Annotated in this window: 21 protein-coding genes and 1 pseudogene; 12 read left to right on the forward strand and 10 right to left on the reverse strand. The window is 68.4% G+C overall.

What is annotated here, in order from left to right; all coding sequences use genetic code 11:
• The 5 genes and pseudogenes from G3O00_RS19075 to fahA all read left to right on the forward strand — a co-directional run.
• Window positions 1-252: pseudogene (locus G3O00_RS19075) on the forward strand (FAD-dependent oxidoreductase); the annotation flags it as partial.
• Window positions 253-280: 28 nt separating this feature from the next.
• On the forward strand, window positions 281-511 hold the full coding sequence (locus G3O00_RS19080) for a DUF2783 domain-containing protein (RefSeq protein WP_069247256.1): 231 nt from the start codon (window positions 281-283) through the stop codon (window positions 509-511).
• A complete protein-coding gene (locus tag G3O00_RS19085) occupies window positions 508-1,869 on the forward strand; it encodes an MFS transporter (RefSeq protein WP_206143965.1) in 1,362 nt (453 codons plus the stop codon). Before G3O00_RS19080 ends, G3O00_RS19085 begins: the two co-directional genes overlap by 4 nt.
• Before the next feature lie 15 nt (window positions 1,870-1,884).
• Window positions 1,885-3,219 (forward strand): homogentisate 1,2-dioxygenase, encoded by a 1,335-nt coding sequence (hmgA, locus tag G3O00_RS19090; protein WP_174931055.1) that lies wholly within the window; start codon window positions 1,885-1,887, stop codon window positions 3,217-3,219.
• Complete coding sequence (fahA, locus tag G3O00_RS19095) at window positions 3,216-4,520, forward strand: fumarylacetoacetase (protein ID WP_206143966.1); 1,305 nt, start codon at window positions 3,216-3,218, stop codon at window positions 4,518-4,520. Before hmgA ends, fahA begins: the two co-directional genes overlap by 4 nt.
• Before the next feature lie 121 nt (window positions 4,521-4,641).
• Here fahA and G3O00_RS19100 read toward each other — a convergent pair whose 3' ends face one another.
• The 5 genes from G3O00_RS19100 to G3O00_RS19120 form a co-directional block, all read right to left on the reverse strand.
• A complete protein-coding gene (locus G3O00_RS19100; RefSeq protein ID WP_206143967.1) occupies window positions 4,642-5,802 on the reverse strand; it encodes an MFS transporter in 1,161 nt (386 codons plus the stop codon).
• Window positions 5,803-5,895: 93 nt separating this feature from the next.
• A complete protein-coding gene (locus G3O00_RS19105) occupies window positions 5,896-7,065 on the reverse strand; it encodes an MFS transporter (RefSeq protein ID WP_174931057.1) in 1,170 nt (389 codons plus the stop codon).
• Between the two features lie 238 nt (window positions 7,066-7,303).
• Window positions 7,304-8,059 (reverse strand): 5,6-dimethylbenzimidazole synthase, encoded by a 756-nt coding sequence (gene bluB / locus G3O00_RS19110; protein WP_206143968.1) that lies wholly within the window; start codon window positions 8,057-8,059, stop codon window positions 7,304-7,306.
• A 181-nt stretch (window positions 8,060-8,240) separates the two neighbouring features.
• Window positions 8,241-9,239, reverse strand: a complete 999-nt coding sequence (locus G3O00_RS19115) for a 2-hydroxyacid dehydrogenase (protein ID WP_011351100.1) — start codon at window positions 9,237-9,239, stop codon at window positions 8,241-8,243.
• A 30-nt stretch (window positions 9,240-9,269) separates the two neighbouring features.
• Window positions 9,270-10,253 (reverse strand): LysR family transcriptional regulator, encoded by a 984-nt coding sequence (locus tag G3O00_RS19120; RefSeq protein ID WP_206143969.1) that lies wholly within the window; start codon window positions 10,251-10,253, stop codon window positions 9,270-9,272.
• 758 nt (window positions 10,254-11,011) lie between these two features.
• Between G3O00_RS19120 and G3O00_RS19125 the strand changes: the two genes are divergently transcribed.
• Entirely contained in the window at window positions 11,012-12,223 is a 1,212-nt protein-coding gene (locus tag G3O00_RS19125) for an alanine--glyoxylate aminotransferase family protein (RefSeq protein WP_174931060.1), read from the forward strand.
• Between the two features lie 27 nt (window positions 12,224-12,250).
• Here G3O00_RS19125 and G3O00_RS19130 read toward each other — a convergent pair whose 3' ends face one another.
• A complete protein-coding gene (locus G3O00_RS19130; RefSeq protein WP_011351103.1) occupies window positions 12,251-13,186 on the reverse strand; it encodes an AraC family transcriptional regulator in 936 nt (311 codons plus the stop codon).
• 135 nt (window positions 13,187-13,321) lie between these two features.
• On the opposite strand from G3O00_RS19130, the gene G3O00_RS19135 reads away from it, so the two are divergent.
• Entirely contained in the window at window positions 13,322-14,212 is an 891-nt protein-coding gene (locus G3O00_RS19135; RefSeq protein WP_011351104.1) for an EamA family transporter, read from the forward strand.
• A gap of 122 nt (window positions 14,213-14,334) precedes the next feature.
• Here G3O00_RS19135 and G3O00_RS19140 read toward each other — a convergent pair whose 3' ends face one another.
• Entirely contained in the window at window positions 14,335-15,549 is a 1,215-nt protein-coding gene (locus tag G3O00_RS19140) for an MFS transporter (RefSeq protein WP_206143970.1), read from the reverse strand.
• Between the two features lie 338 nt (window positions 15,550-15,887).
• On the opposite strand from G3O00_RS19140, the gene xdhA reads away from it, so the two are divergent.
• The 4 genes from xdhA (at window position 15,888) to G3O00_RS19160 (ending at window position 21,051) form a co-directional block, all read left to right on the forward strand.
• The gene (xdhA, locus tag G3O00_RS19145) at window positions 15,888-17,438 is read left to right on the forward strand and encodes a xanthine dehydrogenase small subunit (protein WP_206143971.1); all 1,551 of its coding nucleotides are present in this window, start codon (window positions 15,888-15,890) and stop codon (window positions 17,436-17,438) included.
• 18 nt (window positions 17,439-17,456) lie between these two features.
• On the forward strand, window positions 17,457-19,811 hold the full coding sequence (gene xdhB / locus G3O00_RS19150; protein WP_206143972.1) for a xanthine dehydrogenase molybdopterin binding subunit: 2,355 nt from the start codon (window positions 17,457-17,459) through the stop codon (window positions 19,809-19,811).
• A gap of 132 nt (window positions 19,812-19,943) precedes the next feature.
• Window positions 19,944-20,561 (forward strand): xanthine dehydrogenase accessory protein XdhC, encoded by a 618-nt coding sequence (gene xdhC, locus G3O00_RS19155; protein ID WP_011351108.1) that lies wholly within the window; start codon window positions 19,944-19,946, stop codon window positions 20,559-20,561.
• Between the two features lie 88 nt (window positions 20,562-20,649).
• Window positions 20,650-21,051: a nuclear transport factor 2 family protein gene (locus G3O00_RS19160; protein ID WP_174931064.1), complete on the forward strand. Its 402-nt coding sequence runs from the start codon at window positions 20,650-20,652 to the stop codon at window positions 21,049-21,051.
• 28 nt (window positions 21,052-21,079) lie between these two features.
• Here the strand turns inward: G3O00_RS19160 and G3O00_RS19165 are convergent, their stop codons facing one another.
• The 3 genes from G3O00_RS19165 to G3O00_RS19175 form a co-directional block, all read right to left on the reverse strand.
• The gene (locus tag G3O00_RS19165; RefSeq protein WP_011351110.1) at window positions 21,080-22,027 is read right to left on the reverse strand and encodes a LysR family transcriptional regulator; all 948 of its coding nucleotides are present in this window, start codon (window positions 22,025-22,027) and stop codon (window positions 21,080-21,082) included.
• A 68-nt stretch (window positions 22,028-22,095) separates the two neighbouring features.
• Window positions 22,096-22,734 carry a 2-hydroxychromene-2-carboxylate isomerase gene (locus G3O00_RS19170; RefSeq protein ID WP_011351111.1) on the reverse strand — a complete coding sequence of 213 codons (639 nt, stop codon included), beginning with the start codon at window positions 22,732-22,734 and terminating at the stop codon, window positions 22,096-22,098.
• A gap of 94 nt (window positions 22,735-22,828) precedes the next feature.
• Window positions 22,829-24,271 (reverse strand): TAXI family TRAP transporter solute-binding subunit, encoded by a 1,443-nt coding sequence (locus G3O00_RS19175; RefSeq protein WP_174931065.1) that lies wholly within the window; start codon window positions 24,269-24,271, stop codon window positions 22,829-22,831.
• A gap of 433 nt (window positions 24,272-24,704) precedes the next feature.
• Here G3O00_RS19175 and G3O00_RS19180 point away from each other — a divergent pair, with 433 nt between their 5' ends.
• Window positions 24,705-25,070: a BON domain-containing protein gene (locus tag G3O00_RS19180; protein ID WP_174931066.1), complete on the forward strand. Its 366-nt coding sequence runs from the start codon at window positions 24,705-24,707 to the stop codon at window positions 25,068-25,070.
• The last annotated feature ends 112 nt before the right edge of the window (window positions 25,071-25,182 follow it).

The raw sequence follows: 25,182 nt of genomic DNA on the forward strand, positions 1-25,182 counted from the left end.
TCGCTTGCGCAGGCGCTCGACGGCCTCGCGCTGCCGGTGCGGCCCGTGCTCGTCGTGCCGGCCGGGCACGCGCAGTCGGCCGCGGGCGTCGTCGTCGTGGAGGACGTCGACGGCTTCGCCGCGCAACGCTACGACGCGAAGCCCGGCACGTTCTACCTGCTGCGCCCCGACCAGCATGTCTGCGCGCGGACGCGCGCGCTCGACCGTCAGGCGCTGGCCGACGCACTGGCGCGCGCGACCTGCGCACGCTGAAAACGATAAAGACACCGGAGACTCCGTCATGCCCCCACTCGACACCCGCCCACGTCTCGCTGACCCTGACGCGTTCTACGAAGCGCTGATCGACATGCATCGCGACCTGTCCGACGCCGACAGCCAGCTCGTCAACGCGAAGCTGATCCTGCTGCTCGCGAACCAGATCGGCGACGCCGACGTGCTGCGCGAAGCGATGGCGCTCGCGCGCCAGGGCGTGACGCCGCCCGTGCATCCGGCCGCCGAGGTGACGCAATGAGCGCGGCGCCGGCCGACACGCGCGTGCTCGAAGTCGAGAGCGTGATCGACGACACCCATCGCCCGGGCTTTCACTGGATGCTGCTCGTGTTGTGCGGGCTGTGCCTCGTGATCGACGGTTTCGATGCGCAGGCGATGGGTTACGTCGCGCCGAGCGTGATCGCCGAATGGGGCGTGCCGAAGCAGGCGCTCGGGCCCGTGTTCAGCGCGAGCCTGTTCGGGATGCTGCTCGGCGCGCTCGGACTGTCGGTGCTGGCCGACCGGATCGGGCGACGCCCGGTGCTGATCGGCTCGACGCTGTTCTTCGCGGTGACGATGCTCGCGACGCCGTTCGCGGGTTCGATCCCGGTGCTGATGGCGCTGCGCTTCGTCACGGGCCTCGGCCTCGGCTGCATCATGCCGAACGCGATGGCGCTGGTCGGCGAATTCAGCCCGGCCACGCATCGCGTGAAGCGGATGATGATCGTGTCGTGCGGCTTCACGCTCGGCGCGGCGCTCGGCGGCTTCATCAGCGCCGCGCTGATTCCGGCGCTCGGCTGGCGGTCGGTGTTCTTCGTCGGCGGCGCGGTGCCGCTCGTGCTGACGATCGCGATGGTTGCGCGGCTGCCCGAATCGCTGCAGTTCCTGGTGCTGAAAGGGCGCGTCGCGCAGGCACGCGACTGGCTCGCGCACTTCGCGCCGCAGGCGGGCATCGATGCGAATACGCGGCTCGTGGTGCGCGAGCGCGCCGCGACCGGCGCGCCGGTCGCCGAGCTGTTCAGCCACGGCCGTCTGCCGGTCACGCTGCTGCTGTGGGCGATCAGCTTCATGAACCTGATCGATCTGTACTTCCTGTCGAACTGGCTGCCGACCGTGATGCGCGACGCGGGCTATTCGCAGGGCACGGCCGTGATCGTCGGCACGGTGCTGCAGACGGGCGGCGTGATCGGCACGCTGTCGCTCGGCTGGTTCATCGAACGCTACGGCTTCGTGCGCGTGCTGTTCGCATGCTTCGCGTGCGCGGCCGTGTCGGTGGGGCTGATCGGCTCGGTCGCGCATGCGCTGCCGTGGCTGCTGGTGGTGGTGTTCGCGGGCGGGTTCTGCGTGGTCGGCGGGCAGCCGGCCGTGAACGCGCTCGCGGGCCAGTATTACCCGACGTCGCTGCGCTCGACGGGCATCGGCTGGAGCCTCGGCATCGGCCGGATCGGCTCGGTGCTCGGGCCGCTCGTCGGCGGACAACTGATTGCGCTCAACTGGTCGAACGGTGCGCTGTTCCACGCGGCCGCGGTGCCCGTGCTGTGCTCGGCGCTGTTCGTCCTCGGGCTTGCCGGTGTGACGCGGCGCAACGGTGCGCAGGCGCCGAACGCCGCGATGAATTGAGGGAGAAAGGAAACGATGACGCTTGACCTGTCGAAACCGGCGAACGCCGGCTACCAGAGCGGTTTCGCGAACGAATTCGCGACCGAGGCACTGCCCGGTGCGCTGCCGCATGGCCGCAACTCGCCGCAGCGCGCGCCGTACGGGCTGTATGCGGAGCAACTGTCGGGCACCGCGTTTACCGCGCCGCGCGGCCACAACCGTCGCTCTTGGCTGTACCGCATCCGCCCGGCGGCCGTGCACCGGCCGTTCGAGCCGTATGCGGGCCCGCAACGCCTCGTGTCGGAATTCGGCGACTCGGCCGACGTGCCGCCGACGCCGCCGAACCAGCTGCGCTGGGATCCGCTGCCGATGCCGGTCGAGCCGACCGATTTCGTCGACGGGCTCGTGACGATGGCCGGCAACGGTTCGGCCGCCGCGATGAACGGCTGCGCGATCCACCTGTACGCGGCGAACCGCTCGATGCAGGACCGCTTCTTCTACAGCGCGGACGGCGAACTGCTGATCGTGCCGCAGCAGGGGCGCCTGTTCATCGCGACCGAATTCGGCCGGGTCGACGTCGAGCCGTTCGAGATCGCGGTGATCCCGCGTGGCGTGCGCTTTTCCGTCGCGCTGCCCGATGGCGACGCGCGCGGCTACATCTGCGAAAACTTCGGCGCGCAATTGCGCCTGCCGGATCTCGGCCCGATCGGCTCGAACGGTCTCGCGAACCCGCGCGACTTCCTGACGCCGCAAGCCGCGTACGAAGACCGCGAAGGCGCATTCGAGCTGATTGCGAAGCTGAACGGCCGCCTGTGGCGCGCGGACATCGGTCATTCGCCGCTCGACGTCGTCGCATGGCACGGCAACTACGCGCCTTACAAGTACGACCTGCGCCTGTTCAACACGATCGGCTCGATCAGCTTCGACCATCCCGATCCGTCGATCTTCCTGGTGCTGCAGTCGCAGAGCGACACGCCGGGCGTCGACACGATCGACTTCGTGATCTTCCCGCCGCGCTGGCTCGCGGCCGAGGATACGTTCCGCCCGCCCTGGTTCCACCGCAACGTTGCGAGCGAATTCATGGGGCTCGTGCACGGCGCGTACGACGCGAAGGCCGAAGGCTTCGTGCCGGGCGGCGCGAGCCTGCACAACTGCATGTCGGGCCACGGTCCCGACGCGGATACGTTCGAGAAGGCGTCCGCAAGCGACACGACGAAGCCGCACAAGGTCGACGCGACGATGGCGTTCATGTTCGAAACCCGCACGCTGATCCGGCCGACGCGCTACGCGCTCGACACCGCGCAGCTGCAGGCCGACTACTTCGAGTGCTGGCAAGGCATCAAGAAACATTTCAATCCGGAGCAACGATGAGCGATACCCAAGACTGGCGCGCGACGCTCGACCCGGCTCGCAAGAGCTGGGTCGAGACGGCGAACGATCCCGCCTGCGATTTCCCGATCCAGAACCTGCCGTTCGGGATCTTCAGTGATGCGAGGCAGGCGTCGCGCCGCGCAGGCGTCGCGCTCGGCGACCAGATCGTCGACCTCGCGGCGCTCGCGCGCGCAGGCCTCGTGACGCTGCCGGCCGGCGCCGATGCGTTTGCCGCGCCGACGCTCAACACGTTCATCGCGCTCGGCCGCGACGCATGGCGCAGCGTGCGCGTGCAGCTGTCGGACCTGTTCTCGCGCGACAACGCGAAGCTGCGTGACGATGCTTCGTTGCGTGCACAGGTGCTCGTCGCGCAGCGCGACGCGACGCTGCATCTGCCGGTCGAGATTCCCGGCTACACCGATTTCTATTCGTCGAAGGAGCACGCGACCAACGTCGGCTCGATGTTCCGTGATCCGAAGAATGCACTGCTGCCGAACTGGTCGGAGATGCCGATCGGCTACAACGGTCGTGCGTCGTCGGTGATCGTGAGCGGTACGCCGGTGCGGCGTCCGAACGGGCAACTGAAGCTGCCCGACCAGGAGCGTCCGGTGTTCGGTGCATGCCGCAAGCTCGACATCGAACTGGAGACGGGTTTCATCGTCGGCCAGGGCAACGCGCTCGGCGAGCCGATCGCGTGCGAGGACGCGGAAGCGCATATCTTCGGGATGGTGCTGCTGAACGACTGGAGCGCGCGCGACATCCAGCAATGGGAATACGTACCGCTCGGCCCGTTCAATGCAAAGACGTTCGCGACGACGATCTCGCCGTGGATCGTCACGCTCGACGCGCTCGAACCGTTCCGCGTCGCGCAGCCGGAGCAGTCGCCGCAGCCGCTCGCGTATCTGCAGCACGCAGGCAAGCATGCGTTCGACATCGCGCTCGAAGTGATGCTGCGCGAGGAAGGGGCGGCCGAAGCGACGTCGATCAGCCGCACGAACTTCAAGCACATGTACTGGACGATGGCGCAGCAGCTCGCGCATCACACGGTCGCGGGCTGCAATACGCGCGTGGGCGACCTGATGGGTTCGGGCACGATCAGCGGGCCGACGAAGGATTCGTTCGGCAGCCTGCTCGAACTGACGTGGAACGGCAAGGAGCCGGTTGCGCTGAACGGCGGCGGCAGCCGCGCGTTCATCGAGGACGGCGACGAGCTCACGCTCGCCGGATGGTGCCAGGGTGACGGCTATCGCGTCGGCTTCGGCGCATGTGTCGGCAAGATCCTGCCGGCGTTGAAGGCGTAACGCGCAACGTAGCGCGTCCGTGAGCACGACGGCCCGCATTGCGCGGGCCGTCGTCGTTTATGCAGTGTGATCGGCGTATCCGTCGCCGGGCGGCGCGTTTTGGTGTGCTCGCGCGCCGGCATCAGACCGCGCGTTGCAACGCGGCGCGGCGCTCCCACAGCGCGGCCGCGACGAACGCTGCGACGCAGGCGACCAGCACGCCGACCAGCGCGTTGCTGCCCACTTGTTCCATCAACGCGCCGGCGACCAGCGGGCCGCCGAAGCTCGCGACGCTCCACGATGCCGACACGAGCGAGCTCGCGGTGACGAGCGCCGCACCGCGGAAGCGTTCGCCGCACGCGACGAGCGACAGCGTGTAGATGCTGCCGGCCGCCGCGCCGAGCACGAACAGCAGCGGCCAGCAGAGCCACGGATTGGCGATCACGAACGGCAGCAGCGGCAGGCCGGCGAGCACGATCCAGCCCGCGCCGAGGTGCACGCGTTCGCGGCCGAGCTTGTCCGCGAGCCAGCCGATCGGGAACTGCATCGCGGTATCGCCGAACAGCATGATCGACGCGAGCAGCACGGCGGTGGCGCTCGCGACGCCGTGATCCATCGCGTAGAGCGGCAGCAGCGACAGTGCGAGCGTATCGAACAGCGCGAAGAAGCCGGTGCCGATGATCAGCGCGGGCATGCGCGGCAGGATGTCGAGCCAGCGGCCGTGCGCTTCGTGATGCGCGTCGTCGCCGGCGAGCGGCGCGCGCCGGATCGTCGCGAGCGTCGGCAGCGCGAGCAGGAACAGCGCGCCGCACAGCGCGAAGCGGATGCTCGTCGCGCCCGCGATCTGGCTGACGAGCACCGGGCCCGCCATCTGGAACAGCGTGAAGTTGGTCGCGTAGATCGCGACGACACGGCCGCGCGTCGAATCGTCGGCGAGCTGGTTGACCCACGCCTCGCCGATCGTGAACAGCAGCATCAGCGCGGCGCCGCACAACACGCGCAGCGCGCCCCACAGGATCAGGTTCGACGTGAACTGCATCAGCGCGGTAGCTGCCGCGAGCAGCACGACCGACACGACGATCGCGCGGCGCGAGCCGATGTGTCGCGCAAGCGCGGTGACGAACGGGACGATCGCGAGGCCGCCGAGCGCCTGCGCGGCCGTCAGCATGCCGACCACGTTGGTGCCGTGTCCGGCCTCGGTCAGCGCGAGTGCGGTGAGCGGCAGCGTGGCGCCGGTGCCGAGACCGACGACCGCGACGCTCAGAATGAGTGCGAGGAAATCGCGATTAAGAATGGCTTTCATCGGCGGGGATGCTACACCGCGGACCTTGAAAGGTCCATGAAGGCCATCAGCTTCGAGTGGAGTTGTGTACGCAACGATTTCGACAGGGTTGCGTTACACGTACTCGGTCGGCACGGATACCGGTCGGCGTTCGAGCGACGCCGACCACAGCGTGAGCGCGAGCGCCGCGACAGCCATCGCAACGCCGACCCACGGCAGGTTCACGAGCGATACGCCAGAGCCGATCGCCATCCCGCCGAGCCACGCACCGGTCGCGTTGCCGAGGTTGAACGCGCCCTGGTTCAGTGTTGACGCGAGGTTCGGCGCGTCGCTGGCACGGTCGACGATCAGGATCTGCAGCGGCGGCACGATCGCGAACGCGAGGATGCCCCACACGAAGATCGTCGCGAGCGCGGCGAACGGCAGGTGCATCGTGCCCGCGAACAGCGCGAGGATCACGCCGATCAGCGCGAGCGTCGCGATCAGCGACGGCATCCGGCGCCAGTCGGCGAGCTTGCCGCCGAGCGTGCCGCCCACCGTCAGCCCGAGGCCGAACAGCAGCAGCACGTAAGTGACCTGGCGCGGCGAGAAGCCCGTCACGTCTTCGAGGATCGGCGTGATGTACGTGAACACGCTGAACAGGCTGGCCGATGCGAGCACGCTGATGCCGAGCACCATCAGCACCTGCGGATGTTTCAGCACGCTGAATTCGCGCGTGATGCTGGTGTCGGGCATGGCCAGGTTCTTCGGCAGGCAGACGGCGAGCGCGGCGGCTGCAGCGATGCCGATACCGGTGACGGCCCAGAACGTCGCGCGCCAGCCGTATGCCTGGCCGAGCGCGGTGCCGAGCGGCACGCCGAGCACGTTCGCGAGGGTGAGACCGGTGAACATCAGCGCGATCGCCTGCGCGCGACGGTTCGGCGCGACCAGGTTGCTCGCGACCACCGAGCCGATCCCGAAGAACGCGCCGTGGCAGAACGCGGTGACGACGCGCGCGGCCATCAGCACCGCGTAGCCCGGTGCGATCGCGCAGAACAGGTTGCCGGCGATGAACAGCCCGATCAGGCCCATCAGCGCGCGCTTGCGCGGCATCTTCGCGGTGACGATCGCGAGGATCGGTGCACCGATCGTCACGCCGAGCGCATAGCCCGACACGAGCATGCCGGCGGCCGGGATCGACACGCCGAGGTCGCGCGCGACATTGGGCAGCAGCCCCATGATCACGAACTCGGTGGTACCGATTCCAAATGCGGCGACGGCGAGGGCGAAAAGAGGTAAGGGCATCGCGGTAGGCTCGGGAAAAGCCGCCGCTCGGGCTGGCGCAGGATGCGCGGGGCGGGCGGACGGTAAGGCGAACGACAGCCGCGATTCTACTTCAGTGAAAACCCCTATGCTTGGGGCCAAAACGGTTGTTGCCGGCGTGCGACGGGGGAGCGTGCGTGAAGCTCACACTGTGGGATTCGGCGGGGTTTGCGGCGCTGAATGTGTTGGGGGTGGAACGGTGGTGGCGGCGAGGTGCGCGTCAGGCGATGCGTTCGGGGGAGCCGTCGACGCTTGCGGCCGATGAGATTGCCGCGGCGGCGCCCGTTTCCGATGCCACGTCCGCGCGCGACGGCGGCGAGCCGGCGGCATCGATCGCGGCCGGATCGTCCCAGCCGTTTTCGAACAGGCACGCCTCGATCGGCATCCGCGCCGCCCAGCGCTCCTGCTCGAGCATCGGCTTCGCGTAAAACGCGTCGACGTGCCCGATGCACAGCACGGCGATCGGTTTCGCGCCGTCGGGCATTCGCAGCAGCGCGCGCAGCGCATCGACGTCGAACAGCGAGACCCAGCCCATCCCGAGCCCCTCGGCACGGGCCGCGAGCCACATGTTCTGGATCGCGCACGCGGCGGACGCGAGATCCATCTCCGGCAATGTGCGGCGGCCGAACACGTGGCGCTCGCGGCCGTCGGCGAGCGCGACGACCAGCAGCTCGCCGCATTCGCGCACGCCTTCGACCTTCAGCCGCATGAATTCGTCCTGGCGCTCGCCGAGCGCGTCGGCGGTCGCGCAGCGCTCGGCCTCGACCAGCGCGTGGATCGCGGTGCGCAGCGCCGGATCGGTGATGCGGATGAAGCGCCACGGCTGCATGAAGCCGACGCTCGGCGCGTGATGCGCCGCGCGCAGCAGGCGCGCGAGCACGGCAGGATCGACGGGCGCCGGCGTGAAGTGACGCATGTCGCGCCGTTCGAAAATGGCGCGGTAGACGGCGGCGATGTCGGAGTCGTCGAAACGCATGGGCGGCACAGGCAGGGGATGACGTCGGCGCAACGATATCAGACCGCGCGCGCGCCGCGTTACATCATTCGAAACAAAGTGCGGAATTGTTGATGCAAAAGATCGTGTTTTCAGCGGTGGCAAAAAGCAAACGATTGCGGCATCGCTTTCAACCAAGAAATGAGCCGGTTTCGTCGATTTCTCAGCGATTCGCGGTCACGACGTTCTGCGGCGTGCCCGCATGCCAGGCCTCGATGTTCAACAAGGTGGTGTGCGCGATCTCGGCGAGCGCCTCGCGCGTGAAGAACGCCTGGTGCGACGTGACGATCACGTTCGGGAACGTCAGCAGGCGCGCGAGCACGTCGTCCTGCAGCGGCAGGTCGGAGTGATCCTCGAAGAAGAGCCCGCTTTCCTCTTCGTACACGTCGAGCCCGAGATGGCCGAGCTGGCCGCTCTTGAGCGCGTCGACCAGCGCCTGCGCATCGACGAGGCCGCCGCGCCCGGTGTTGATCAGCATCGCGCCGTGCTTCATCCGCGCGAGCGTCCGCTCGTTGATCAGATGGTGCGTCGACGGCAGCAGCGGGCAGTGCAGGCTGACGATGTCGGCGTGGTGCAGCAACTCGTCGAGCGCGACATAGCGCGCGCCGAACGCGATCAGCTCGTCGTTGTACGGCGGCACCGAGTGCGCGAGCACATGCATCCCGAAGCCCATCATGATCTTCGCGAACACGCTGCCGATGATGCCGGTGCCGATCACGCCGACGGTCTTGCCGTGCAGGTCGAAGCCGAGCAGGCCGTTCAGCGAGAAATCGCCTTCGCGGGTGCGCGCGACGGCGCGCGGCAGGCGGCGGTTGAGCGCGAGGATCAGCGCGACCGCGTGCTCGGCAACCGCGTGCGGTGAATAGGCGGGCACGCGCACGACCGTGATGCCGAGCCGCTCGGCGGCGGCCAGGTCGACGTGGTTGAAGCCCGCCGAGCGCAGCGCGATCAGGCGCGTGCCGCCGTCCGCCAGCCGTTCGAGCACGGCCGCGTCGACGGTGTCGTTGACGAACGGGCAGACGACGTCATAGCCATGCGCGAGGATCGCGGTTTCCGCGTCGAGGTGCGACGGCTGGAAGTGCAGCCGATAGCCGAACTGCCGGTTGGCGGCAGCAAACGAATCGTCGTCGTACTGCCGGCTGCTGAACAGGATCACGCGCACGCTGCACCTCCGAAGGCTGACGCGCGCAGTTTACTGCAGCCCCGTGACGATGTCGGAGCGGTCGGGCCCACGCGACGGCCGCAGGAAGCCGTAGTCGGTGCGTTCGCGGGCCGGCTGTGCGCTGAAGTGATCGAGCGCGTGCTCGACGAAGCTGCGCGTGCGGGCCGGCACGTACTGGCGGTTCGGGTAGACGAGCGACAGCTGCGTGTCGGGATCGTCGATCCGGTAGCCGGCCATCAGCCGCACGAGCGTGCCGCTGGCGAGCGCGCTGGCGACGCACGGCTCGGGCAGCACCGCGATGCCCGCGCCGGCCACCGCGGCCGCGTGGACGAGCGCGAGCTGGTTGACCGTGCAGGCCGGGCGCACCGTGACGGAATGCGCGACGCCGTCGAGGCCGACCAGTTGCCAGGCGGGCGCATGCTGATGCGGCGCGAGCGTGACCCAGTCGTGGCCCGGCAGGTCGTCGGGCAGGCGCGGCTCGCCGCGTCGCTCGAGATAGGCCGGCGCCGCGACCGCGACGAACGGGTTCGGTGCGAGCGCGTGGCCGATCAGCGTCGGGTTGCCGTCGAGCCGGGTGCCCGTGACGATGCCGACGTCGTAACCCGAATCGAGCACGTCGAGCGGCCCCTCGGCGACGGTCAGCTGCACGCGCAACTCCGGGTAGCGGTGCCGGAAGCTGCTGACGAGCGGTGTCAGCGCGAGCGGCGACAGCAGGCCCGACGCGACGACGCGCAGCGTGCCGGCCGGTTCGCGCACGGCATGCGCGACGGACGATTCGAGGTGATCGAATTCCTCGAGCAGCGCCCGGCACCCGTCGAGGTAGCGCACGCCGGCCTCGGTGAGCGACAGGTTCCGCGTGGTGCGGTGGATCAGCCGGGTGTTCAGGTGGCCCTCGAGCATCGCGATCGAACGCGTGACGAGTGCATTGGACACGCCGAGATGGTGCGCCGCGCGCCGGAAGCTTTGCTGCTCGGCGACGCAGACGAATACACGCATGGTCTGAATCTGGTTCATGGCTTGCGTATTTCTGGCCCGGTTGATTGATTATGGTTGTGGTTTTAAGCCGCGCAACCTCGAAAGCGCATCGCACGGCCCCCAGTTTTTCCATCGTATCGAAAAATCGCTTTTTTCGATTCCGCAGACGATTGTTCAATACAGAAGCGATATCCGTCAACCTGAGAAAAGGGGCGGGTTGCGGAAAATCTAAATCAGGGGTAACGGGTTAAACGTTGTGCTGTCTCGCATGCCTGCCGTTCAAAGGCGGTATGGTATTCCGGCAAGTATGGGTTGGGTGAATATTTCTTATGTTAATCAATAGCTTGTGAACTATTCTGGTGGGCTTGTTTTGGTATTGAAGGGAAGCGTACCCCAATACATGCCGAAATAATGGATGTTTTCTGGGCGGTGCGAAGGTTTTGCGTATCGGATTCCGCGTGGCGATTTTTAGCACGGATCAAGCCTATTTCGTTCGATACAGAAGTCGAGCTGAAGCGGCGATGTTGGCGAATCGCGGTGTTATTGACGAAGTAAATCGTGCGCTTGACGCACGAGTGGAACCGTTTCACCACCTGGCCGGCAATCCTTTTTCAATCCGGATGACTGGCGTGCGGGCCGCGCACGGCCGGCTGGCCCGGTCTGGCGACCGGGCCACCGTCGCGCTGTCCGGTCGCGCGTGCCTCTTGCGCGAGGCGGCGGAACGCGGAATGATCGATCAGTTCGCCATGCAGCGCGGCGGCCGTCCGTGCACTTCCTTTCCTCACCTTTTACCAGCCATGTCCATCGATTACTCGCCGATTCCCTGTCCCGTCGTCGTGCCGCTCGACGCGATCCTGCCCGAAGAACCGCTGCTGATGATGGGAGCCGGCCCGGTTCCGATCCCGGCCGCCGTCGCGAAGGCGAACACGGTCGTGATCAACCACCTCGGCGCGACGATGGCGAAGATCATCGAGCAGGTGAAGGAGATGGCGCGCTACGTGTTCCAGACCCGCACGAAGTGGGTGCTCGGCGTCGCGGGCCCCGGTTCGGCCGCGATGGAAATGGCGATCTCGAACCTCGCATGGCGCGGGACGCGCGTGCTGTCGATCCGCAACGGCTTCTTCAGCGCGCGGATGGCCGAGATGGCCACACGTGTCGGCGCCGACGTCGCGACGCTCGAAGTGGCCGACCGTGCGGTCGCCAGCCTCGACGAGATCGCGGACGCGATCGCGCGCGAGCGGCCCGAGATCGTCACGATCGTGCAGGGCGAGACGTCGAACACCGTATGGAACCGCGACTTGCGCGACATCGCGGCGCTCGCGAAGGCGGCCGGCGCGCTGGTCGTGGTCGACGCGGTGTGCACGCTGTCGACGATGCCGCTCGAGATGGATGCGTGGGGCATCGACGCGGTGATCACCGGCGGCCAGAAGGGGCTGTCGTCGATTCCGGGCGTATCGCTGATCGCGTTCTCCGACGCCGCGTGGAACCGCATGAAACAGCGCCCCGAGCCGAACGCGCACTGGTGCCTCGACATGGCGCTCGCGGAGAATTTCTGGCACAACGCCGGCTACCACTACACGGCGCCCGTGTCGGGCGTGCTCGCGCTGCACGAAGCGCTGCGGCTCGTCTGCGCGGAAACGCTCGAAAGCCGCTTCGCGCGCCACCTGCGCTGCTCGCTCGCGCTGCAGGCGGGCGTGGAGTCGATGGGGCTCAAGCTCTATGCGCCGAAGGACTGCCGGCTCAATTCAGTGGTCGGGATCGAGACGCCGGAAGGGCTCACGCCGGGGATGGTCTGCGGCCATATCTCGAAGCAGTACCAGGTCGAGATTTCGGGCTCGTTCGGCTTGCCGATCGTACGGATCGGGCAGATGGGCGAGCAGTGTCGCGAGCACAACCTGTTCCGCACGCTGCATGCGTTCGGCCGCACGATGGTCGACCTGAAGGTGCCGGTCGACCTGCCGGCCGGCGTCGCGGCGCTCGAACAGGAACTGTCGCGGCGCGGCGCGTAAGCGGGAAAACGAGGAAAGGGGCCGCGCTCAGCGGCCCTGCATTGCGCGCCGGTACGTATTCGGCGTCGTGCCGTGCGCGTCGCGGAAGCGATGGCTGAAATGGCCGGCGTTCGCGTAGCCGCAGTCGGCCGCGATCTGCGCGAGCGGCAGCGCCGTCGTGCGCAGCAGCTCGCGTGCTCGCGCCAGCCGTTGCTCGGCCACCCACGCGTGCGGCGCACGGCCGAACGACAGCCGGAACATCCGCGAGAAGTGGTACTCGGACAGCGCGGCCACGTCGGCGAGTTCGCCGAGCGTCAGCGGTTGCGTCAGGTACGTGTCGATGTAGTCGCGCACGCGGCGCCGCACGGCCGGCGCGAGCCCGCCGCGGAACGACGTGTCGGTGCGGGTCGTGCTCTGCCCGCGCAGCAGCAGGCTCAGCACCTCGTGCGCGGTCTCGTTCACGCGCAGCCGTTCGTCGGCATCGTCCCAGCCATCCAGCGCGAGCGAGCGCAGCAGCGCGGCGACGCGCGCATCCTCGAAATAGGTGCGGTCGGCGAGCTTCAGCTCGCGCGGCTCGCGGTCGAGTTCGCGGATTGCGCGCTGCGTGAAGTGCTCGGGCAGGAAATACAGGTGGATGAAGTGCATCTCGCCGCGCACCCACCAGCGCGATTCATGGTCGCCCGGCAGCGCGCACAGCAGGCTCGGCGCGCCGTAGCGCGGCACGCGCTGGCGTTCGGTCCGGTAGCCGCCGTCGAGGTAGCACGACAGCGTGTGGTGCCCCGGCTGCTCGTAGACCGTCTCGCTTTCGTCGGTGATCCGCGTCCATTCGGCGATCGCCAGATGGTCGCCGAGCCACGCGAAGCGTTCGAGCGTCGCGTTCGCGTCCGCGAGCGTGCGGCAGACCGACTGCAGGCCGAACGGCAGATCGCCGTCAGTCAGGGCGGCGGGGTGGTCGACGGGGGGCGCGGAGAGGGAGAGGCTCATGATGGGCCGAGTATAAGCGGGCGCGCGGCGGCGCGTGCGGCAGCCCGAAAAAGACCGCAATTCCGGACAATCGGCGCGCGTCGGGCGGGGGCATAGTCGGGATCCGTTTCACCTGCTTTTTGGATCGTTGCCGCCATGAACCTGTCGCTTTATTTCGTCACCGTGCTGATCTGGGGCACCACCTGGATCGCGATCAAGTGGCAGCTCGGCTCCGTGCCGCCGCCCGTGTCGATCGCATGGCGCTTCTGGCTCGCGGCCGCCGTGCTGTTCGCGCTGCTGCGCGTGATGCGCCGGCCGGTGCGCCCGCCGCGCGAAGCGTGGCGCTTTCTCCTGGCGCAGGGCTTCGCGCTGTTCTGCCTGAACTTCCTGTGCTTCTACTATTCGGAACAGGTCGTGCCGAGCGGCCTCGTCGCGGTGATCTTCTCGACCGCGCCGCTGCTGAACTCGATCAACGGCCGGCTGTTCATGGGCCGTCCGCTGCGGCCGTCGGCGATCGCCGGTGCGCTGCTCGGGCTGGCCGGTATCGCGTGCCTGTTCTGGCAGCAGATGGCCGGCCATCTCGACGACCATGCGACGTGGGTGGGGCTCGCGATCGCGTTTGCGGGCACGATGTGCTTCTCGATCGGCAACCTGTTGTCGAGCCGGATGCAGTCGATGGGGCTGCACCCGCTCGTGACCAACGGCTGGGCGATGCTGATCGGCGCGGCGATCCTGACCGTCGGCAGCGTGGTGGCCGGATTGCCGTTCACGCTCGACACGAGCCCGCGCTATCTCGGCGCGCTCGTCTACCTGGCCGTGCCCGGCTCGGTGATCGGCTTTACCGCGTATCTGACCCTCGTCGGCCGGATCGGGCCGGAGCGTGCCGCGTACTGCACGGTGCTGTTCCCGATCGTCGCGCTGGCCGTGTCGACGGTGTTCGAGGGCTACCAGTGGTCGCCGCTCGCGGTGGTCGGGCTGCTGCTGGTGGTGGCCGGCAACCTGGTCGCATTCGACCTGACGCGTAGGTTGTTTCTGCGGGCCGCCTGACCGGCTTGCCCGCCGCCCCGGCCCCGTCCGGATACAAAAACGCCCGCGCGATGCGGGCGTTTTTCATTTGGCGGCTGGCTGCGTGATATCCGCGACCGGCCTCCTTGCAACGAACGGCGCGATCAGGCCGCCGCGCCGCTTCCCTCGACCCGCGCCTGCCGCTGGTACAGCACCATCGACAGCGCGACGCCCACGGCAGCCGCCACCGCCGCGAACAGGAACACCTGCGGATAGCCGAACGCGCCCGCGACATAGCCGGCAAGCGGGCCCGTGATGCCGAGCGACAGGTCGAGGAACACCGAGTACGCGGACAGCGCCGCGCCACGGCTGGCGGGCGGCACGAGCGCGACGGCCTCGACGCCGAGCGCCGGGAAGATCAGTGCGAAGCCGAAGCCGGTCAGCGCGGCGCCGATCAGCGCGACATGCGGCACGGGCGCGAGCCACAGCAGCACGAGGCCCGAGCATTCGAACGCGAACGACACGATCGCGACGCGGAAGCCGCCGTAGGTCTTGATCGTGTTCGCGAACAGCAGGCGCGCACCGATGAACAGCGTACCGAACACGGTCAGCGACAGTGCGGCGTTCGGCCAGTGGCGCGCCGCGTAGTACAGCGTGACGAAGGTCGCGATCGAGCCGAAGCCGGCCGAGCCGAGCGCGAGGCCGAGGCCATGCGGCAGCACGCGCGTGAACACGCTTGCGTACGACATCCGCTCGCCGTGCACGAGCGGCACGGAAGCGATCAGCCGCGCAAGGTAGAAGCCGATTGCGGCCAGCGCGATCACGATCACGCCGATCAGCGCCGGATTCAGCGTATGCGCGATCGCGACGCCGACCGGCGCGCCGAGCGCGAGCGCGCCGTAGGTCGCGATGCCGTTCCACGAGATCACCTTCGCGTTGTGCGTGACGCCGACCCGGCCGATGCCCCACAGGATCGCGCCGGTGCCGCACAGGCTTTCGCCGACGCCGAGCACGAGCCGGCTCGCGACCAGCAGCACGAGGCTCGCGACCGGCCAGTGCGCGAGCAGCAGCGCGACGAGCAGCAGCACACCCGACACGCCGCAACCGACCAGCCCGCGCAGCACCGTCTGCTTCGGCCCGAGCGTATCGGCCAGGCGACCGGCGAGCGGCCGCGACGCGAGCGTCGCGAAATACTGGACGCTGATCGCGCCGCCCGCGACGATCGCGGAAAAGCCGAGGTCGTCATGGACGAAGCCCGGCAGCACCGCGAGCGGCAGGCCGATGGTCAGGTAGCAGATGAACGTGAAGCAGACGACGGACACGATTTGCAGCGTGACCGCGAACCCGCTGCGTGGCGGTGTGGCGGAATCGGTTGACATGGGGTCGGAACGAATGGACGAAACGGACGGAGGACGGCGAAAACGGGAATCGGGATTTTCCCATGGAACCGGTTTTCACGCAGGTACCATTTAGTTAATCGCGACCTGTTTTTGAGGATGACGGACGGTTGCGGGGGCGCAGGGAAGGGGCCGGGAGCGCCGTGTGGAAAGGCCGCGGGGCGGCCCCGGCGCTCATATCGCGGCAGTTATATGGGCCCCATGCGTGATGGGCTATGGGTTGCGGAATTTGATGGTGATAGCGTGCAAACTGTCAGAAAAACGTCGGTCGAGCGCACTGCGCGGGCCGCCTTGCCCCCCATTTGAAGAACCATCGAGACATGAGTGAGCCGATCCGCTTCTACCATCGTCACGCGATCCGCGAAGTCAGCGGCGCGGACGTTACCCGCACCGTGCTGCAATACCTGCGCGAGGACGCGCATTGCACCGGCACCAAGGAAGGCTGCGCGGAAGGCGACTGCGGCGCGTGCACGGTCGTCGTCGGCGAGCTGACCGACGCCGGCGCGGTCGAGTTCAAGGCCGTCAACGCATGCATCCAGTTCCTGCCGACGCTGGACGGCAAGGCGCTGCTCACGGTCGAGGACCTGCGTCAGCCGGACGGCGCGCTCCATCCGGTGCAGCAGGCGATGGTCGACTGCCACGGTTCGCAATGCGGGTTCTGCACGCCCGGCTTCGTGATGTCGATGTGGGCGCTGTACGAGAAGCACGGCCACGAAGGTTGCGGCAGCGCCGGCACGTGCGCGAAGGCGAAGGACGTGCCGACGCGCACCGAGATCGCCGATGCGCTGACCGGCAACCTGTGCCGCTGCACCGGCTATCGCCCGATCGTCGATGCGGCCGTGCAGATGTTCGATGCGCCCGCACCGTCGGCGCCGGTCGACACCGCCGCGCTGGCCCGCACGCTCGCGTCGCTCAAGCGCGACGATACGTTCGACTACACGACGATCAACGGCGCGCGCTTCGCGGCGCCGCGCACGCTCGACGCACTGGCCGCGCTGAAGGTCGAGCGGCCCGACGCGCGCATTCTCGCGGGCAGCACCGACATCGGCCTGTGGGTCACCAAGCAGATGCGCCGGCTCGACGACCTGATCTACGTCGGCCAGATCGCCGAACTGCAGCGCCTCGCCGAGCGTGGCGACTGGATCGAGATCGGCGCGGGCGTGACGGTCGAAAAGGCGTACGCGGCGCTGGCCGGCCAGTATCCGGAACTGACCGAGATGTGGAAGCGCTTCGCGTCGCTGCCGATCCGCAACGCGGGCACGATCGGCGGCAACGTCGCGAACGGCTCGCCGATCGGCGATTCGATGCCGGGCCTGATCGCGCTCGGCGCGCGCGTGGTGCTGCGCGGCGGCGACACGGTGCGCGAGCTGCCGCTCGAGGCGCTGTACACGGGGTACCAGCAGAAGGACATGGCGCCGCACGAATTCGTCATCGGCCTGAAGGTGCCGACCCGCACCGGCGCGCGCGAGAAGCTGCAGTTCCGCACGTACAAGCTGTCGAAGCGGTTCGACTCCGACATCTCGGCCGTGTGCGCGGCGTTCGCGTTCATCGCGGACGGCGACACGATCCGCGAGCCGCGCATCGCGTTCGGCGGGATGGCCGCGACGCCGAAGCGTGCAACGCACACGGAAGCCGTGCTCGACGGCGCGCAGTGGCACGAAGCCACCGCGCAGGCCGCGATGCAGGCGCTCGAGCGCGACTACCAGCCGCTGTCCGACATGCGTGCGACGAGCACGTACCGCCTCGATACCGCGAAGAACCTGATGTACCGATTCTGGCTGGAGACGCGCCCGCACGACCCGCTGCCGCCGCAAGCCCTGAATGTGCGTGAAGTGGCCGCCGAACTCGGCACCGACGCGGCGCGCGTCTGAAGACGGAGAACACCGAACATGAACCAGCAAGCAGAGCCGTTCCTGAGCACCCTCGACCCGCAAGCCGACGCGGCGCAGGTCCACGTATCGCGCGCGCACGAATCCGCGCACCTGCACGTCAGCGGGCGTGCCACCTACACCGACGACATCCCGGTCGTCGCGGGCACGCTGCACGCGGCGCTCGGCCTGTCGGCGAAACCGCACGCGAAGATCGTGTCGATGAACTTCGACGCGGTGCGCGCGACGCCGGGCGTGGTCGCCGTGTTCACGGCCGACGACATCCCGGGCGTCAACGATTGCGGCCCGATCATCCACGACGACCCGGTGCTCGCGAAGGGCATCGTGCAGTTCGTCGGCCAGCCGATGTTCATCGTCGTCGCGACGTCGCATGAAACCGCGCGGCTCGCCGCGCGCCGCGCGCAGGTCGACTACGAGGAGCTGCCGGCGATCCTCACCGCGCAGGAAGCGCGCGCGGCGGAAACCTACGTGATCCCGCCGCTGAAGCTCGCGCGCGGCGATGCGGCCGCGCGGCTCGCCGTCGCGCCGCACCGCGAGTCGGGCGAAATGCTGCTCGGCGGCCAGGAGCAGTTCTACCTCGAAGGGCAGATCGCGTACGCGGTGCCGAAGGACGACGACGGGATGCACGTGTACTGCTCGACGCAGCACCCGAGCGAGATGCAGCACCTCGTCGCGCACGTGCTCGGCGTCGCGTCGCACAACGTGCTCGTCGAATGCCGCCGGATGGGCGGCGGGTTCGGCGGCAAGGAATCGCAGTCGGGCCTGTTCGCCTGCTGCGCGGCGCTCGCGGCGTGGAAGCTGCTGTGCCCGGTGAAGCTGCGTCCGGACCGCGACGACGACATGATGATCACCGGCAAGCGGCACGACTTCCATTACCGCTTCGACGTCGGCTACGACGACGACGGCCGTATCGACGGCGTGGCGCTCGACATGACGTCGCGCTGCGGCTTCTCGGCCGACCTGTCGGGCCCGGTGATGACGCGCGCGGTGTGCCACTTCGACAACGCGTACTGGCTGGGCGACGTCGATATCGCCGGCTACTGCGGCAAGACCAACACGCAGTCGAACACTGCGTTCCGCGGCTTCGGCGGCCCGCAGGGTGCGTTCGCGATCGAGTACATCCTCGACGACGTCGCGCGTTCGCTCGATCGCGATCCGCTCGACGTCCGCTACGCGAATCTGTACGGCAAGACCGAACGCAACGTCACGCCGTACGGGCAGACGGTCGAGGACAACGTGCTGCAGGAGCTGCTCGGCGAACTCGAAACGACGAGCGACTACCGCGCGCGGCGCGCGGGCGTGCGCGAATTCAACGCACGCAACACGGTGCTGAAGAAGGGCATCGCGATCACGCCGGTGAAGTTCGGCATTGCGTTCAACGTCACGCACTTCAACCAGGCCGGCGCGCTGGTGCACATCTACACCGACGGTTCGGTGCTCGTGAACCACGGCGGCACGGAGATGGGGCAGGGGCTCAACACGAAGGTCGCGCAGGTCGTCGCGCACGAGCTCGGCATCCGCTTCGGCCGGATCCGCGTGACGGCGACCGACACCAGCAAGGTTGCGAACACGTCCGCGACGGCGGCGTCGACGGGCTCGGACCTGAACGGCAAGGCCGCGCAGGATGCGGCGCGCCAGCTGCGCGAACGGCTCGCGGTGTTCGCGGCGAAGCAGTTCGGCGACGGCAAGGTCGATGCGGCCGACGTGAAGTTCGGCAACGACTTCGTGTCGGTCGGCGGCCACAATGTGCCGTTCGGCGAAGTGATCGCGAAGGCGTATCTCGCGCGCGTGCAGCTGTGGTCCGATGGTTTCTACGCGACGCCGAAGCTGTACTGGGATCAGTCGAAGCTGCAGGGCCGGCCGTTCTACTACTACTCGTACGGCGCGGCCGTGTCGGAAGTCGTGATCGACACGCTGACGGGCGAGATGCGCACGCTGCGCGTCGATGCGCTGCACGACGTGGGCGCGTCGCTGAACCCGGCGCTCGACATCGGCCAGGTCGAAGGCGCGTTCATCCAGGGGATGGGCTGGCTCACGACCGAGGAGCTGTGGTGGAACAAGGGCGGCAAGCTGATGACGCATGCACCGTCCACGTACAAGATCCCGACGGTGAACGACACGCCGCCCGAATTCAACGTGCTGCTGTTCAAGAACCGCAACGTCGAGGACAGCATCCACCGTTCGAAGGCCGTCGGCGAGCCGCCGCTGCTGCTGCCGTTCTCGGTGTTCTTCGCGGTGCGCGATGCGGTCGCTGCGGTCGGCGACTACAAGGTGAATCCGCCGCTCGATGCGCCGGCTACCGGCGAGTCGATCCTGCGTGCGGTCAGCGCGGTGCGTGCGGCGAAGGCAGGCTGAGATGAAACGGCCCCCGCGCTCACTTCGTTCACTGTCTACGGGAGTTGGCGCTTCAGCGCTTGCTCCTGTCCCATGCACGGCTCCCCCCGAGGGGGCGGTCAGCCTCCACGGGGCTGACCGGCGGAGACTGACATGAACGGCCCCGCACGCTCGCTCCGCACCGCGTCGCTCCCTGCGTTGGCGCAGGGCACCGGCCAGCGCAACCGTGCGACCGGCACGCCGGCGCCGATGCACATCGTGCTGTTCGGCGCCGGGCACGTCGGTCACGCGCTCGTTACGCTGCTCGGCGCGCTGCCGTGCGTCGTGCAGTGGGTCGACACGCGCGACGAGCTGTTCCCGGACGAATGTCCGCCGAACGTGCAGCCGGAGCCGACCGACACGCCGGAGGCCGTCGTCGACGCGGCGCCGCCCGGCGCGTACTTCCTCGTGATGACGCACAACCACGCGCTCGACTTCTCGCTCGCCGCGCAGATCATGCGGCGGCGCGACTACGCGTACTTCGGGATGATCGGCTCGCGTACCAAGCGCGTGAAGTTCGAGCGCCGGCTTGCGGCGCGCGGCGTCGATCCGGCGCGGCTCGTGGAGATGGTGTGCCCGATCGGTGTCGCGGGCATCGTCGACAAGGCGCCGGGTGCGATCGCGGTGGCCGTATGCGCGGAGCTGCTGCAGGCGCGCTCGGGCATGCCGGTGGCCGACGCGAAGGCCGCGGCATCGGGGCGCGCGCGCGACGACGTGTCCTGCGCGCGGTAGCCCCGAGCGGTCAGCGCAGGGCCGCGCGATTTTGCATACACTGCACGACGACGCGCGGCACCGGGCCGCGCCTTACCGTGCACGCACCATGTCCGATTACCAGGTTTATCTCGACACGCTCGATGCGAGCCTTGTCGCCATCGAGCGCTGGCTGTCCGGCGTCGATACCGCGCCCGAGGCGCTCGATACGCTGCTCGCCGCGTTTTCCGCCGAATTCACGATGATCCTGACCGACGGCCGCGAGGTCGACCGTGACGGTACGCGCGCGCTGTTCGCGAAGCTCGCCGGCGCGAAGCCGGGGCTGCGCATCACGCTGTCGGACACCCGCGTGCTCGCGGCCGATGCGTCGCATGTGACCGTCACCTATCTCGAAGCGCAGCACGCGGCCTCGGGCGAACTTCCCGCGCGCCGTGCAACCGCTGTGTTCGAGCGCGACGCGGCGGGCGTCGTGCGCTGGACCCATCTGCAGGAAACCTTCTGCACGGCCTGAGCGGCAGCGCCCCGTGTTGTGCCGCGGCTCAGCGCTTGCGGCTGCGGGGCACCGTCAACTCGTCGGACACGCTCTGCATCAGCGCGCACAGCCACGCGATGTCGGTCGGGCGGTCGGGCTGCGGATGCGTGAGCAGGTAGCTCTTGATGCGCGGGAACGGCACGGGCGGCGTGACGACCACGAGCGGCAGCAGCTGTGCGTAGTGCGTCGCGAAGCGGCGCGTCGTCGTGAAGATCAGGTCCGACTGCAGCAGCACCTGCGGCACGATCCCGAAGTACGGCAGCGTCGTCACGATGCGTCGCGTGAGGCGTGCGCGTGCGAGGCCGATCTCGATCGCGTTGCGCTTGTCGCCGGTGTACGGTGTCGGCGCGACGTGCGCGGCCGATGCGTACGCTTCGCGCGTGAGCGGCACGCGCGCGAGCGGGTGCGCATCGCGCATCAGGCACACGATCGTGTCGGAGAACAGGTCCTGGCGCGCGAACTGCGGGTCGGGCTTCGGCCAGTTGCCGATCACGAGATCGAGCGCGCCCGATTCGAGCGCGCCCGCGTGATCGAGTGCGGGATTCAGCGAATCGATTTCCAGATGGGCATGCGGCGCCGCGTCGCGAAAACGCTCGATCAGCGTCGGCATGAAGAAATCGTTCAGGTAATCGGGTGCGGCGACGCGGAACGTGCGCCGTGCGGACGACGGATCGAAGTCGCCGTGCGGCGTCGCGATAAAGTCGACCTCGCGCAGCGCGCGCTGCGCGGCTTCGAGCAGCGACGCGCCGTATTCGGTCGGCACCATTCCGGATTTGCCGCGCACGAGGATCGGGTCGTTCAGCGTCTCGCGCAGCTTGCGCAGCGCGGTGCTGATCGCGGGCTGGGTCTGGTTCAGCCGCAGCGCGGCCTGCGTGACGCTGCGCTCGAGCAGCAGCGTGCGCAACACGCGCACGAGCCAGATATCGAGCGAGGCGGTACGGTCGTCTTCTTCCATCGTAGGGGGTGATTCGGGGGAAGCGTAACCTTACCGCAGCCGCGCGTTGGCGTGCGTGATACCGGCCATCACAGCCGGCCCTTCGGCAGCGTGCTGATCCGCTTGACCTCGCGCGATTCGAGCCAGTTCGGCGTGCGCGCGCAGTACAGCACCATCGGCAGCGCGTCCTCACCCCAGAACAGCTGCTGGTTCATCCAGAACGTCGGCACGCCGAACACGCCGAGCGCGATCGCATCGGCATTGTTGCGGGCCAGTTGCGCGGTGGTCTCCTCGAATTCGATCAGCTCGTCGCCATGACCGACGCCGACGCGCTCGCACAGTGCCGCGAAGCCTTCCGGTGTCGACGGATCGTTGCCGTCGCGCCAGATGAAGCGGAATATCTCCCGCACGGTCGCGATATCGGCGCGCAGCGCGATCGCGAGGCGCAGCAGCTTGTCCGATTCGAACGGGTGCGCGGGCGGCATCTTGAAACGGATGCCGAGCTGCTCCGCGCGGAACAGCGCGTGACGGTACGTGAACACGCGCTTGGCCGGCACGTCGGCGCCGGAGCGCTGCCCCCAGTGACGCTGCAGGTCGGGCAGCGACACGGCGACGGGTTCGAACGGCACGTCGGGCCACTTGTCATGCTGTTCGAGGAGCAGGTAGGAGAACGGCGACACGAAGTCGAAGAACCAGGCAGGCTGGGCGGTATCGAGGCCGGTTGTCATGTCGATCTCCAGTGGGTGGGGCGTGCGGCGCCTGGCGGCGGCCTCCATGTTACGCGGCGGCACGCGCATGCGGCAATGATCGCGGATCGTCCGCTCACGCGGAACCGGGAGTCGCCCGAGGGGGATCGCCGGCCGGCGGCGCGGCTTCGGCACTTGCCTGCGGCGGGCCACCGGCGCCCGGCGGGCTGGCCGGCGTGTCCTGGTCGTGCGCGGTGAGCCGTTCGCGCACGAAGCCGATGTGCTCGCGCAGCACGTAGAACTGCCCGGCATAAGCCAGCGGCATCTTCATCCGGTTCACGGCTTCCTCGATGTCGTCGAGCTCGTCGAGCAACTGCACGCGCTCCTCGGCCGTGTGCTCGCCGAGCGCGCTGCGCTCGAGCGCGATCAGCGCACCGTACCAGCGATAGATGCGCGAGCGCACGCGCCAGCCGTACAGCGACGGCACGAGCCGCAGCCCGGGGATCAGCACGACGATCAGCGGCACGACCACGACGAGCAGCCGGTCGACGAGGCTCGCGACCCAGAACGGTAGCCGCCGGTACAGGAAGGTCTTCCCTGATTTGTAGTAGCGCGCGGCGTCGTCGGAGAGCTGGAAGCCGCGCGTGACGGGCGACGGGAATTCGCCCGCGTGCTGCAGGATCGTGGCGTGGCCGTGCACCTCGCGCGCGGCCTCGATCAGCAGGTCGGACAGTGCAGGGTGCAGCGAATCGCGCGCGACGAGTTCGATGGTCGGCGCAACCGTGTGGATGTCGGCGGGCGGGAGATTCCGACCGAGATCGTAGACGCCCATCGGCAGCGTGATCGCGGTCAGGTACGGAAAGCGCCGCGCGTACGCTTCCGCCTGCGTGAACGAATACACGTGCACGCCCGGCGCGCGGAACAGCTTCGCCATCACCGGGATCTGCGTCGAGTCGCCGGACAGGAAGGCCGCGTCGATCTTGCCGTCGAGCAGCGCGGCGGCCGCGTCCTCGCCGGCGGTCGGCAGCAGTTCGGTCGTGCCGCCCGGCACGATGCCGTTCATCTTCAGCAGCGCGAGGCTCAGCTCGCGCGCGCCGCTGCCTTCCGCGCCGAGCGCGAGCCGCTTGCCCTTGAAGTCGGACAGGCGCGCGACGACCGGGCCGCGATACATGATCGCGAGCGGCACGTAGCCGATGCTGCCGAGCGACACGAGGTGTTCGTCGCGCTCCTTCGGGCCGATGCCGCTCTGCACGAAGCCGACGTCGACCGGCGCGTTCGGGTTCGACAGCCGCGCGAGGTTCTGGGCGGACCCTTCGGATGACTGGACGTCGAGCGTGACGCCGTTCTTCGCCAGGATCGTCTTGTATTTCTGCGCGGCGTTCCAGTAGGTGCTGCCGGGCGGTCCGGACGAGATCACGAGCGTGGACGGCGGTGCCGGCTGGATCAGCTTGACCGCGAGCCAGACGGCCGCGGCGGCGAGCAGCACGGTGGGGCCGATCGACAGCGCAAGGTCGCGCCACGACACCGCGACGAAGCGGGCGAGGATGCGGCGAGGCGGGCGAGGGCGGGCTGGCTTCATGGGGGCGGCGGATGACGCTGGCGTGACGTATCGGTGACGGTCGGTTGTCATGGACGATGCCGATGCTCGCGGCGATGGTACCCGGTTTCGCCATGGGTGCGCGAGTGGGGCGGCCTGGCGCGGCCCGGCGGCGACAGTGGCGGGCGGCCCCGCGTCAAAAGCTTTGCGCTTCCGCGGGCGCTGGATTACATTGTGCGACGCAGCCGCGCCCGATTTGCGCGCGACCCGGCACGCAACAGACCGGGCGCGTCCGGCCGGCGGCTGTCCGGCCCGGCCGGCCCGCTTTCGCGTGCGCCGACCGCCAGCCCGCCTTGCCTCTCTCGTATCGCCGTGGAAAACACCGGCTGTCCCGCCCGTTCGCGCGCGGGCCGGCTGTTTTTGGGGGTAATCGGCCGTACTGTGCACGGCCGTTCCGGAGTGATAAGGAGATAGCATGAAGTCGATCGTGTTGAGAGCGTTGGGCGTCGCCGCCGTGGCGGCCTGTCTGTCGGGCAGCGTGTATGCGCAGTCGAGCGATGCCGCGGCAACGGAAGCGCCCGCGGCCGCGACCAGCGCGCCGAAGGCCGCCGCGAAAACCGCGAAGAAGGCGAACCGCAAGCTCGGCTACGCGGTGCGCAAGGCGATTTCGAAAGAAGCCGGCGTGAATGTGTCGAACCTCGTCGTGCGCTCGAAGGGTGGCGCGATCACGCTGGAAGGCACGATGCCGGCCCAGGATCAGATCGACAAGGCCGAAGCCGCAGCCAAGGGCGTGAAGGGCGTCACGTCGGTCACGAACAAGCTGACGGTTCAGCAGCAGTAATGCCGGGCAGCGGCGCGCGAGCGCCGCATGTGCCCGTTTTCAGGCGGGCCCCGGCGTGCCGGGGCCCGTTTGCGCTTGAGAGGCCGCAAGCCGCATGAAGCGGCGGCGGACC

The organism is Burkholderia sp. Ac-20384 (assembly GCF_017104605.1).
In the GTDB taxonomy this organism is placed as follows: domain Bacteria; phylum Pseudomonadota; class Gammaproteobacteria; order Burkholderiales; family Burkholderiaceae; genus Burkholderia; species Burkholderia lata.